Below are 12,393 nucleotides of genomic sequence, written 5' to 3'. Positions count from 1 at the left end.
ATCCTAAGTTAATAATTTAGTGAAAATAAGTATTGTAAATATTTTTTTTGTGGAGAGAATTTCATGTGTGGTATTGTTGGTATTGTCGGTAAAACTCCTGTTAGTCAGCATATATATGATGGACTAACTGTACTTCAGCATCGTGGTCAAGATGCTGCTGGTATTGTAACAATTCATAATAATACTTTCAGGCTAAGAAAAGGTAATGGGTTAGTGAAAGATGTTTTTCATACCCGCCATATGCTTCGCCTACAAGGTAATATTGGTATTGGTCACATTCGCTATCCAACAGCGGGCACTTCTAGCTCTTCAGAAGCACAACCTTTTTATGCCAACTCACCTTTTGGTTTGTCATTGGCACATAATGGTAACTTAACCAACGCTGAAGAATTAAGAACATGGTTATTTGATGAAGCTCGTCGCCATGTGAACACAACTTCAGATTCTGAGGTTCTGTTAAATATCCTAGCGCATGAATTACAGCAAAGTGAAAACATTGCGCTAACACCGGAAGATATTTTCACTGCAGTTGCTAAAGTCCATAAACGTGTTCGTGGCGCATATGCTACTGTAGCGCTTATTGTTGGTCACGGTATGATTGCTTTTCGTGACCCTAACGGAATTCGTCCTTTAGTTTTTGGTAAAAGAGAAACTGAATTGGGCGTTGAGTATATGGTTGCGTCTGAATCAGTTGCGCTAGATGCATGTTCTTTTGAATTTGTACGTGATGTTGCTCCAGGTGAAACTATATTTTTCTCTGAAGATGGCCTAATTCACAGTCTGCAATGTGCTGAAAATCCTGTTTATAGCCCATGTATATTTGAATTTGTATACTTTGCTCGCCCTGATTCAACCATGGATAAAATGTCTGTTTATGCCTCTCGTGTAGAAATGGGAACTAAGTTAGGCGAGAAAATTGCCGAGGAATGGCAAGATATTGATATTGATGTTGTTATTCCTATCCCTGAAACATCTTGCGATATTGCCTTACAAATAGCAAAGCAGCTTAACTTACCTTACCGACAAGGTTTTGTTAAAAACCGATACATCGGTCGTACTTTTATTATGCCGGGTCAAGAGCAACGTAAAAAATCAGTTCGTCAAAAGCTTAACGCTATTGCAACGGAATTTAAGGGTAAAAATGTTTTACTAGTTGACGATTCTGTTGTTCGAGGCACTACCTCGGAGCAGATAATTGATATGGCGCGTGCCTCAGGTGCAAAAAATGTCTATTTTGCTTCAGCAGCACCTGAAGTAAGATTCCCTAATGTCTATGGTATAGATATGCCAAGTGCTAATGAACTCATTGCACATGGTCGTGAATTGGATGATATTTGTAGTTTAATTGGTGCAGATAAATTAATATTTCAATCTCTTGAGGACTTAATCTCTGCAGTTAGCGTTGGCAATCCAGACATCAAAACTTTTGATACTTCTGTATTTGATGGTAACTATGTCACCAATGATATCGACCAAGCATATTTAGAAAGATTAGATGCATTGCGTAATAATACGAGTAAAGAAGAATCAGACAAAAATGCTGATTCTATTATTGATATGCATAATGAAGGTGCAGAGTAGTACTTATACTTATTAGGTAACTATTGAGTTACTTATACCTGTTTCAAAATATAAAACACAAAAAAGCCTTATTTCTATTTTAGAAATAAGGCTTTTTATTTAACTATAAATTAATTCAGTTGTTATATTTTAGGTAAGTTATGCAACAAACTCAGGACCAAATCCCATAGTCCACATTACGGCGGTAAATGCCATTAAGCCAACTAACAAGACTAATCCGCAGGTCACTACTGAGCTTGAGTAGATAAAGCCTTTTTCCTCAGGGATATTCATCATAATAGGAACACCTGAATATAACAGATAGATAGAGTAAGCTACCGCAGCAATCCCCGCTAAAGCAACAAACCATAATACTGGAAATAATGCGGTAATACCTACCATAAGTAATGGTGTCGCAGTATATGCAGCAAGCTCAAGTGCTTGAACAAAGTCAGGTTTTGAGTCAAATGTTTTTGCCATCCACTGAATCAAGTAAGCTAAGGCGAATACGCCAAAAATAAGAGCGAAATACATGCTAACAGCCATGATTTGAGCACTTTCTACACTTATTTTAATTGGGTTACCTACACCAATAGTCCAGCCAATATGGGCAGCTGCATAGTAAGAACATATTGTCGGAATGAGCGCTATGGTCAAAATATGCATCAAACTATAACTTAAACTTTCATGGCGTTTTTCAATAACATGCCATTCTTCTTTAGGGTGAGCGTACAGCCCCCATATGTGATTTAGTATCATAATCAATCCTCTCGCACGTTAGTATTCGGAAAGTACTTTTTAGTCTAAAACAACAACAATAAATGATTAAGTCATTAGTACTCTTATTATTACACCCTTATTTATGCGAGATATAAGATGATTCGTCAAGTGTTGGTGGAAAAATAAACAATAAAGCTCTATAGAAAGTGTTTTTAATATTTTTATGCGATAAGGAGCTTGTTTATCTTTAGATTTCTAGCTGACTTTGACTCGTACCACTGACATAACTTCAATACTAAAGCCGGCAATAGTTTCAACTTCAGGATAATAAGTAAGGTTAATTCTTTGCCCTTGTAAACTTTGGTAAAGCTTCTTACGTTTGTATTTAAAGGGAACGTCGAGGTTATCAAGTATCAGTGTATTAATTATCCAGTCATCACATTCTCGTTGTACATGAGAAACCACTTTCATGTTTTCGCTATGCACCAGCTTATCGTGTTTTTTAACCAGTTTTTGGGCTGCATTTTTACTTGTAAGGTTTTTTTTATTATAGAAGGCATAAATTTGATCTATGTATGGTAAAAAACAGATTATGCTAGTATCTCAAGAAATAGACTTTTAAAATAGCGCAATAATTTAAATTACAATTCACTTAAAAGAATTTACTCGCTATTTAGCACTGAGATAAACAGATGACAGAAGCAGAGACGTTACTCATACCTATATTAAAATTTTTATCCTGTGAAACGCCTGATGCGTGGGTAAATAAAGCAAAGAAAAAAGAAAACTTACCGATAATTTTACGAGACCATTTAGCCTGCGAGCTTAAAGCAGGGCAAACCGCTATGTATCTCATTCGAAAATATGCCGTTGATAAAGACAGTACTAACGTATTACTTGAATGGTTTGAACCCTATGAAGATTTTTTATATCGAAAGAAGGGCGATTTAGCGTCACTTGCTAATAAAAACAATCTATCTAAAGCAATTTTACCTAAAAGCAGTAAGTCTCAGGGAACGTCGCCATTTAGCCAAAATCTTATTGATAAAATGGTGCTTTTAATAAAAGAAGAGTTACATCATTTTTATCAAGTATTAGAGATTATGGTTAAGCGAGATATTCCTTTTGATGGGATCACCGCGGGTCGTTATGCCAAAGGTATGCTAAAACATGTTAAAACTTTTGAACCTGATGCCTTGGTAGATAAGTTAATTATTGGTGCTTACATTGAGGCACGATCGTGTGAGCGATTTGCTAAGTTGGCACCGCATTTAGATGATGATTTGAATAAATTTTATGTGTCTCTACTTCGCTCAGAGGCTCGTCATTATCAAGATTATTTGACACTAGCTGGGCAAGTTGCGGGGAAGGACATTAGTGAACGGGTCGCTTACTTTGCTAACGTTGAAGCTGAGTTAATTTTATCACCCGATGAAGATTTCAAATTTCACTCTGGAACGCCAGTTTAATCTATTGGAATAGCTATAATTTTTTTAATAGTAACGGGCAACTTATGTTGTCCGTTATATTTTAGATAGGAAATAATAGTAAGGCATACAAACGTATATTAGGTTAACGATTGGTTGAGTAATTGAATAGAGTTAGCAGTTACTTTTAACCAAGCACCTTGCTCATACCAATCGCCTAAGACGATACGTTGAGCATTATCACCATTTACAGAAATTTCATGGATAGCTGGTCTGTGTGTATGACCATGAATTAACAGTTGGCTTCGATATTTTTGTAGACACTCAATTACCTCGCTTTCGGTAACATCCATGATCGCTTGTGATTTCACTGCCGTTGCAGTAGCACTTTTCTTTCTATAGTCAGCAGCTATCTTTTTGCGTATAAATAACGGTAGACTTTTAATTGCTGCTTGCCACCACCAAGAACGAGACTTTTTTCTAAACACTTGGTAGTCGACATCGCGAGTACATAAGGTATCACCATGCATAATGACTACATGTCGACCATAAAGGTCAATAGTCTCCACTTCAGGGAGAAGCTGCATACTTGCTTGTTTCGCATAACGCTTACCAATTAGAAAATCTCTATTACCATGAATGTAATAAATCATTGTCCCTGATTTGCTTAGCTTAGTGAGTGCATCAGCGATAGTTTTAAGGAAGGGACTATCATCATCATCACCAACCCAAGCTTCAAATAAGTCACCTAGGATATAAAGCTTTTCAGCTTGTACGGCATCACTTTCTAAAAATCGTAAAAAACAGGCACTGATATCAGGCCTGTTTTCGCTAAGGTGTAAATCAGCAATAAAATAAGTTATTGCTGTTTTATTATCTTCAATCATTACTGGCCGCTAAGGTTATTCAACAATCGCAGATTCAATTAAAATGTCGTCTTTTGGAACGTCACCATGACCATACATGTTGCCCGTTTCAACTAAAGCCATTTTATCGACTATATCCATACCTTCAACTACGTTACCAAAAACACAATAACCCCAACCTTGCATAGACTCACTAGTGAAATCTAAGAAGTTATTATCAGTTAGATTAATGAAGAACTGCGCAGAAGCTGAATGAGGCTCTTGAGTTCGTGCCATGGCTAAAGAGCCTAGTTTATTACTTAAGCCATTGTTTGCTTCATTCTTAATGCTTGCGCGAGTTTCTTTTTCTTCTAAGCCTGGAGCAAAGCCGCCGCCTTGTGCCATAAAACCTTTAATCACGCGATGAAAAATAGTGCCATTGTAATGTCCATCTTCAACATATTGTTGGAAATTTTTTGCTGTAACAGGAGCATTTTCAAAGTCTAATTCAATTTTAATATCGCCAAGGCTGGTTTTTAGTATGATCATAATTGTCTCTATTTAAGTTCTGATAAATTAATTGGCATAATTGTACGCTAACTTGCTATAAAGTGCATCAGTATTGATGATCCTTTAGATTTGTTCAGGTACAATCTACTCTTATTCAATCGAAACTATTCAATAAAAACTACTCAGTAGGAGTCATAAAATATCATGTTGCAGATTTACAACACGTTAAGTCGTCAAAAAGAAACCTTTACACCAATTAATGCAGGTAAAGTAGGCTTATATGTTTGTGGTTGCACGGTTTATGACTTATGCCATATAGGCCACGGTCGCACTTATATTAGCTTCGATAATATTGCTCGTTATCTTCGGTTTTCTGGCTACGATGTTAACTACGTCCGTAACATCACTGATGTTGAAGATAAGATAATCAATAGAGCCAATGAAAATAATGAAACGACTGAAGCGTTAACTGAACGAACAATTGCCGCAATGCATCAAGACTTCGATTCACTTAATATGGCTAGGCCTGATTTAGAGCCGAGAGTCACCACACATATGAATGAAATCATCGCGATGATTGAAACCTTAGTGACCAAGGAACATGCTTATGTAGCGGGTGCTAACGCAGCATCTACAGGGCAGGGTGATGTACTGTTTGATGTTTCTAGCTACAATGACTACGGTAAGCTTAGTGGGCAAAATCTGGAACAATTACAATCGGGTTCGCGCGTTGAAGTTGACCAGAATAAAAATAATCCGCTTGATTTTGTACTGTGGAAGTCAGCAAAACCGGGTGAACCAAGTTGGTCATCTCCTTGGGGAGAAGGCCGTCCGGGTTGGCATATTGAATGTTCAGCCATGAACGCTAAAGAGCTAGGTCATCATTTTGACATCCACGGTGGTGGTTCTGACTTAACTTTTCCTCATCATGAAAATGAAATAGCACAAAGCTGCTGTGCCCTTAATACTCCTTATGTTAACTACTGGATGCACACAGGTATGGTGCAAGTCGATCAAGAAAAAATGTCTAAATCCTTAGGTAATTTTTTTACGATACGTGATGTATTAGCGCAGTATGATGCTGAAACAGTAAGATTCTTCTTAACAACAGGTCACTATCGTAGTCAGTTAAATTATTCTACTGATAACTTAACGCAAGCAAGAGCGTCTGTAGAGCGTATTTATACTTCACTACGTGATGTGAACATCGAAAGTGATTATGTCATCAATAAAGACTCAAGCTTTGTTAAACAATTTTGCCAAGCAATGGATGATGACTTTAATACGCCACAAGCATTGGCGGTATTATTTGAAATATCGAAAGAGTTAAATGTGGCTAAGGCTGCAGCTAACAATGCCTTAGCGATTGATTTAGCTTCAACATTAGTTGCTCTGGGGGAGATTGTTGGTTTATTACAACTTGACCCCGCCGCTTTCTTACAAGGTGATAATGATAATGATGAAGTTGCAATAATTGAAGCACTTATTGTACAACGAAATCAAGCTCGTATTGATAAAGATTGGGCGATGGCTGACGATGCACGTGACAAACTTAATGCCATGAATATCGTTTTAGAAGATAGTGCGGGTAAAACTACGTGGCGTAAAGCTTAAAATATGGTTTAAGTACTTTTAACAAGTCATGATAATAAAAAGGGTGAGCACTAAGTGCTCACCCTTTTTATTGTTTAGCTCTAAATTTGATTAAGCTCTAAATTCTTTAATAGTGCTATTATTGAGATGATTGCTGACAAGCAATTAGCGTATTCTCAATTAGGCTTGCTACTGTCATTGGACCAACACCTCCGGGAACAGGAGTGATGAATGAAGCTCTTTCTTTAGCCGCACCGAAGTCAACGTCACCAACTAACTTGCCATTGTCTAAACGGTTAATGCCTACATCAATTACTATAGCGCCTTCTTTAATCCATTCTCCTGGTATAAAACCAGGCTTGCCAACGGCTACTACAAGAAGGTCTGCATTTCGCACTTTACCTTCTAAATCTTTAGTAAAGCGATGTGTTGTCGTTACAGTACACTTAGCTAATAACAGCTCTAAACCCATAGGTCGACCGACAATATTTGATGCACCGATAACAAGTGCATCTAAGCCTTTAGGGTCTATACCGGTTGATTCAATTAGTGTAACAATGCCTTTTGGTGTGCAAGGTCTCAAACCTGGCTGTCTTAACACTAATTTGCCAACATTTGATGGATGAAAGCCGTCAACATCTTTAAGTGGATTAATGTGTTCAATAATTAGATCAGCATTTAAATTTTTTGGTAAAGGTAGCTGTACTAGGATACCGTCTATAGAGTCATCATTATTTAATTCACTTACCAAAGCTAATAGTTCTTGCTCAGACGTAGTGTGGGGTAAATCATAAGAGCGAGAAATAAACCCAACTTCTTCACATGCTTTACGTTTACTTCCAACATAGACTTGAGAAGCAGGATCGCAACCCACTAAAATAACAGCTAAGCCAGGTACTCTTTGGCCATTACTAATACGTAAATTAACTTCTTCTTTAACTGAATCTCTAAGCTTTTTGGCAATTGCTTTGCCATCGATCAATGATGCTCTCATAACTCTACTGCTGACCTTGGTTTTAAGTGATAAAAAAAACACCGCTATTTTGCCATAAACGACACTCGTATTGTAGGTTTACTTTATTTAAAGGCTAAATGCTTTTTTATATAGATAAAATAGTAATAAAACTTGGTTTGCTTAAATAAACTACAGACATTACTGTGACTAGAAGAAGAATGCAGCTACTTGTGTTAAAAATGACCGAACAGTTATTTATTTAAAAAAAAGGTTTGACTGAAGTTAAGCAACTCGGTAATATCCGCATCCGTTGAAACGAGGCAGTTTACTGTTAGTTGAAACAGCATAAATCGGTGATTAGCGCAGCTTGGTAGCGCACTTGGTTTGGGTCCAAGGGGTCGCAAGTTCGAATCTTGCATCACCGACCACTTTTATTTTTTAGTTTAAGTGGATATGCTTTGTAGGAAAATGCGCGCCCTTAGCTCAGCTGGATAGAGCAACGCCCTTCTAAGGCGTGGGTCGTAGGTTCGAATCCTACAGGGCGCACCATACTTAGGTATGGAAAAAGAAAAGTGTTATGGTGGCTATAGCTCAGTTGGTAGAGCCCCGGATTGTGATTCCGGTTGTCGAGGGTTCAAGTCCCTTTAGCCACCCCATCTTTACTTTATTAATATCTCTTATTAATAAAATATTGAGAGAATATGTCGGTGATTAGCGCAGCTTGGTAGCGCACTTGGTTTGGGTCCAAGGGGTCGCAAGTTCGAATCTTGCATCACCGACCACTTTCTCTTCAATTAGTTATAACTTCAAAAATCTTCAGTTATTATTACAACAATCTTCATCTGCAATAAATTATCCATCTAAATCTATATTTATTTTTGCGATCTATTCTTTATTGTAAAATTTTATTTATAGCATCTTGTTTATTATGTGAAATTTTCCGTGCATAAATTCATTATCTATGTAAAACAATCCTAATAACCACTACCAAATCAAAGCTAAATTTACTCAAATGTTGTCAATGCAACTGAATAACGAAATAAATTATTCACAGGTTAAACTTACACCTTGCAACTTTTTTTTTGTCTCGCTATAATTCGTCGTCATAATTTTTGTAACAGGGCATCATATTGTCACCAATTTGGTAAGTTTTATCAAAAGTGTTGACTGTTAATTGATGCGTAAAAAGCGTAATACGCTAAGTTTTTGAGGTATTTAAATGCAAGTTTCAGTTGAGACTACACAAGGTTTGGAACGTCGTCTGACTATTTCTGTTCCGGCCGAAAAAGTAGATGTAGAAGTAAAGAATCGTCTTCGTCAAATCAGTAAAACACAGCGTATTAACGGTTTCCGTCCAGGTAAAGTACCACCGTCAGTAGTTCAAAAACGCTTCGGCAAATCAGTACGTCAAGAAGTTGCTGGTGAAATCATGCAGCGTAATTTCGTTGATGCTATTGTTGCAGAAAAAATCAATCCAGCTGGTCGTCCTTCATTTGTTGCTAAAAGCAATGAAGATGGTAAAGCATTAGAGTTTGAAGCAACTTTTGAAATTTACCCTGTAGTTGAATTAAAAGATTTAGAAAAGATCGCTATCGAACGTCCAGAAGTTGACGTGACTGATGCCGATTTAGATGAAATGTTTGTTACGCTACAAAAGCAACATCAAACATGGAAAGAAAACAAACGTAAAACTAAATCAGGCGATAAATTAACACTTGATTTCACTGGTCGTGTAGACGGTGAAGAGTTTGAAGGTGGTAAAGCCGAAGGTTTTGAATTAGAACTAGGCGCTGGTCGTATGATCCCTGGTTTTGAGAAAGAAGTTACTGGCATGAAAGCTGGTGATGAGGCAACTATCAAAGTTACTTTCCCTGAAGATTATCATGCTGAAAATCTTAAAGGTAAAGATGCTGAGTTTGATATTGTTATTCATAAAACTGAAGGTCCAATTTTACCTGAAATTGATGAAGAGTTTGCAAAACTTTTTGGCATTGAAGAAGGTGGTGTTGAAGCTTTACGTGTTGAAGTAAGTAAAAATATGGCACGTGAATTAACTCAAGCCGTTAAAGCTAAAGTTAAAACACAAGTTATTGATGGCTTATTAGCTGGACATGAAGTTGATTTACCTTCGGCACTTGTTACGCAAGAAGTTGATGTTTTACGTCAACAAGCTATGCAACGTTTCCAAGGCCAAATGGATCCTAAGAACTTACCACAATTACCTGCTGAAATGTTTACAGAGCAAGCAGAACGTCGTGTTAAAATCGGTTTGCTTTTAGGTGAAGTAATTAAAGTAAATGAACTTAAAGTTGATGAAACTAAAGTGAATGAACTAATTGCTTCTGCGGCTTCAGCTTATGAAGATCCTAAAGAAGTTATTGAATACTATGCTAACAACAACGAGCTTATGCAGCAGATGCAAAATGTTGCTTTAGAAGAGCAAGCTGTTGAGCTTTTAGTTGAAAAAGCTAAAGTTTCTGATAAAAAAGCTAGTTTCAATGAAATAATGAACCCAGAAGCTAAGTAAAGCTTACTTTTCATTAGTTTTACATTGACAACTAACTAAGCAATCGCTTAAATTTAATGGCTTGTATGGCAACATACAGGCCATTATTATTTATTAAGGGAAGGTATACTCTTGTTTAATTCTCAAATTACATCACAAAGATCATCTCAAGTTTCATCACAAAGCAGTGCGACAGGTATTGAAAGCGCGTTAGTGCCTATGGTTGTTGAACAAACAGCTAAAGGTGAACGTTCGTATGATATATACTCAAGGCTGTTAAAAGAGCGTGTAATCTTCCTTTGTGGTCAAGTTGAAGATCATATGGCTAATCTTATCATAGCGCAGTTATTATTCTTAGAATCTGAAAGCCCTGATAAAGACATATATTTATACATAAACTCACCAGGCGGTTCAGTAACTGCGGGTATGGCAATATACGATACCATGAAGTTTATCAAACCTAACATTAGCACTGTGTGTATTGGCCAAGCGGCAAGTATGGGCGCATTCCTATTGTCAGGTGGTGAAAAAGGCAAACGTTATTGTTTACCAAATGCTCGAGTCATGATTCATCAACCTTTAGGCGGTTTTCAAGGGCAAGCGTCAGATTTTGAAATTCATGCGAAAGAAATATTATTCATAAAAGACAAACTTAATAAATTAATGGCTGAACACACAGGTCAAACATTGGATAAAGTTTCTCAAGATACAGACAGAGATAATTTTTTAAGTGCAGAAGCAGCAGTTGAATATGGATTAGTTGACTCCATATTAGAACAACGTAACGATAAATAGGATTTCGGTGTATACTTAACGGTGTAGATTGAGTAATAAATGGATTTACTGGTATTAAAAGTTTAGAGGTAGGGCATGACCGATATTAAAAGTGGTGGCGATAATGGTAAATTACTTTACTGCTCATTTTGTGGCAAAAGCCAACATGAAGTACGTAAATTAATTGCTGGCCCATCAGTCTTTGTTTGTGATGAATGTGTAGAGTTATGTAATGACATTATTCGCGAAGAAATTTCTGAAATTTCGCCAAAAGAAAGTAAAGAAGCATTGCCTTCTCCTATCGAGATCCGTGAGAGCCTCGATGAATACGTTATTGGTCAAGACCATGCGAAAAAAGTTTTAGCAGTTGCTGTTTATAATCATTATAAGCGATTACGTAATGGTGATAATCATAATGGTATTGAACTTGGTAAAAGTAATATCTTGCTTATTGGGCCTACAGGTAGTGGTAAAACATTATTAGCGCAGACCCTTGCACGATTATTAGATGTTCCATTTACAATGGCAGATGCAACCACGTTAACTGAAGCTGGCTATGTTGGTGAAGACGTAGAGAACATCATTCAAAAATTATTACAGAAATGTGATTACGATGTTGAGAAAGCTCAACGTGGTATCGTTTACATTGATGAAATCGATAAGATCTCACGTAAGTCAGACAATCCATCTATAACCCGTGATGTTTCAGGTGAAGGTGTTCAACAAGCTTTGTTAAAGCTTATTGAAGGTACCGTCGCTTCTGTGCCGCCTCAAGGTGGACGCAAGCATCCGCAGCAAGAGTTTTTACAAGTAGATACGTCCAAAATACTCTTTATTTGTGGTGGAGCGTTTGCAGGTTTAGACAAAGTTGTTGAGCAGAGAAATCATACTGGTACTGGTATCGGTTTTGGCGCTGAAGTTCGTGGTAAAGATCAAGAGATATCATTGACGGATCGTTTAGCTGATGTTGAGCCACAAGATTTAGTTAAATATGGTTTGATTCCAGAATTTATTGGACGCTTACCTGTTTTAGCAACATTACGTGAACTAGATGAAGCTGCCCTTATTCAAATATTACAAGAGCCTAAAAATGCGCTAACTAAGCAATTTACGGCATTATTTGATATGGAAAATGTCGAATTGGAATTCAGAAGTGATGCGTTACATGCTATAGCCCGTAAAGCGATGGACCGAAAAACAGGTGCTCGTGGTTTACGCTCTATTGTTGAAGCTGTATTGCTTGACACCATGTATGAATTACCATCGATGGAAAATGTTAGCAAAATCGTTGTTGATGAAAATACAATCAAAGGTGAGAGCAAGCCGATTGTTATTTATGATAGTAAACAAGAACAAGCTGCTTCCGAGTAATTTCATCATATTGATGTAAAGCTTAGTTTTAATTATATTAGCCTCAAACAGTCAGTAATTATTAAGTACAATAATTACTGACTGTTTGAGGCTTTTTTGATCCTTAGATACAATTAATTACTTAATAATTAG

The 12,393-nt window shown here is 36.9% G+C and carries 11 protein-coding genes and 4 tRNA genes; 10 read left to right on the top strand and 5 right to left on the bottom strand.

Annotated features, from left to right (window positions below; translation table 11 throughout):
- Nucleotides 1–63: 63 nt before the first annotated feature.
- Complete coding sequence (purF, locus tag CPS_RS16985; RefSeq protein ID WP_011044547.1) at nucleotides 64–1,581, top strand: amidophosphoribosyltransferase; 1,518 nt, start codon at nucleotides 64–66, stop codon at nucleotides 1,579–1,581.
- A gap of 138 nt (nucleotides 1,582–1,719) precedes the next feature.
- On the opposite strand, the gene CPS_RS16980 is transcribed toward purF, so the two are convergent.
- Nucleotides 1,720–2,319, bottom strand: coding sequence for a Yip1 family protein (locus CPS_RS16980; protein ID WP_011044546.1), 600 nt, complete (start codon nucleotides 2,317–2,319; stop codon nucleotides 1,720–1,722).
- 216 nt (nucleotides 2,320–2,535) lie between these two features.
- Nucleotides 2,536–2,751 carry a hypothetical protein gene (locus CPS_RS16975; protein WP_238383555.1) on the bottom strand — a complete coding sequence of 72 codons (216 nt, stop codon included), beginning with the start codon at nucleotides 2,749–2,751 and terminating at the stop codon, nucleotides 2,536–2,538.
- Between the two features lie 221 nt (nucleotides 2,752–2,972).
- Between CPS_RS16975 and miaE the strand changes: the two genes are divergently transcribed.
- Entirely contained in the window at nucleotides 2,973–3,749 is a 777-nt protein-coding gene (gene miaE / locus CPS_RS16970) for a tRNA isopentenyl-2-thiomethyl-A-37 hydroxylase MiaE (protein WP_011044544.1), read from the top strand.
- 98 nt (nucleotides 3,750–3,847) lie between these two features.
- On the opposite strand, the gene CPS_RS16965 is transcribed toward miaE, so the two are convergent.
- Together CPS_RS16965 and CPS_RS16960 are read right to left on the bottom strand one after the other, a co-directional pair.
- On the bottom strand, nucleotides 3,848–4,594 hold the full coding sequence (locus CPS_RS16965; RefSeq protein ID WP_011044543.1) for a UDP-2,3-diacylglucosamine diphosphatase: 747 nt from the start codon (nucleotides 4,592–4,594) through the stop codon (nucleotides 3,848–3,850).
- A gap of 15 nt (nucleotides 4,595–4,609) precedes the next feature.
- Nucleotides 4,610–5,101 carry a peptidylprolyl isomerase gene (locus CPS_RS16960; protein WP_011044542.1) on the bottom strand — a complete coding sequence of 164 codons (492 nt, stop codon included), beginning with the start codon at nucleotides 5,099–5,101 and terminating at the stop codon, nucleotides 4,610–4,612.
- A 165-nt stretch (nucleotides 5,102–5,266) separates the two neighbouring features.
- Between CPS_RS16960 and cysS the strand changes: the two genes are divergently transcribed.
- Complete coding sequence (cysS, locus tag CPS_RS16955) at nucleotides 5,267–6,676, top strand: cysteine--tRNA ligase (protein WP_011044541.1); 1,410 nt, start codon at nucleotides 5,267–5,269, stop codon at nucleotides 6,674–6,676.
- Nucleotides 6,677–6,794: 118 nt separating this feature from the next.
- On the opposite strand, the gene folD is transcribed toward cysS, so the two are convergent.
- Nucleotides 6,795–7,649, bottom strand: coding sequence for a bifunctional methylenetetrahydrofolate dehydrogenase/methenyltetrahydrofolate cyclohydrolase FolD (gene folD / locus CPS_RS16950; RefSeq protein ID WP_011044540.1), 855 nt, complete (start codon nucleotides 7,647–7,649; stop codon nucleotides 6,795–6,797).
- Nucleotides 7,650–7,961: 312 nt separating this feature from the next.
- On the opposite strand from folD, the gene CPS_RS16945 reads away from it, so the two are divergent.
- The 7 genes from CPS_RS16945 (at nucleotide 7,962) to clpX (ending at nucleotide 12,261) form a co-directional block, all read left to right on the top strand.
- Nucleotides 7,962–8,038: transfer RNA gene (locus CPS_RS16945), tRNA-Pro, on the top strand.
- 44 nt (nucleotides 8,039–8,082) lie between these two features.
- Nucleotides 8,083–8,159 (top strand) — tRNA-Arg (locus CPS_RS16940).
- 31 nt (nucleotides 8,160–8,190) lie between these two features.
- A tRNA-His gene (locus CPS_RS16935) sits at nucleotides 8,191–8,266 on the top strand.
- A 49-nt stretch (nucleotides 8,267–8,315) separates the two neighbouring features.
- Nucleotides 8,316–8,392 (top strand) — tRNA-Pro (locus tag CPS_RS16930).
- 437 nt (nucleotides 8,393–8,829) lie between these two features.
- Entirely contained in the window at nucleotides 8,830–10,137 is a 1,308-nt protein-coding gene (gene tig, locus CPS_RS16925; RefSeq protein WP_011044539.1) for a trigger factor, read from the top strand.
- Nucleotides 10,138–10,263: 126 nt separating this feature from the next.
- Nucleotides 10,264–10,911, top strand: a complete 648-nt coding sequence (gene clpP, locus CPS_RS16920; protein ID WP_269801472.1) for an ATP-dependent Clp endopeptidase proteolytic subunit ClpP — start codon at nucleotides 10,264–10,266, stop codon at nucleotides 10,909–10,911.
- A 75-nt stretch (nucleotides 10,912–10,986) separates the two neighbouring features.
- Nucleotides 10,987–12,261, top strand: a complete 1,275-nt coding sequence (gene clpX / locus CPS_RS16915; RefSeq protein ID WP_011044537.1) for an ATP-dependent protease ATP-binding subunit ClpX — start codon at nucleotides 10,987–10,989, stop codon at nucleotides 12,259–12,261.
- Nucleotides 12,262–12,393 lie beyond the last annotated feature (132 nt).

The sequence above is a fragment of the Colwellia psychrerythraea 34H genome (assembly GCF_000012325.1).
GTDB lineage: Bacteria > Pseudomonadota > Gammaproteobacteria > Enterobacterales > Alteromonadaceae > Colwellia > Colwellia psychrerythraea_A.
Note: the sequence above shows the minus strand (reverse complement) of the source record. Positions and strands in the feature narration are given on the sequence as shown.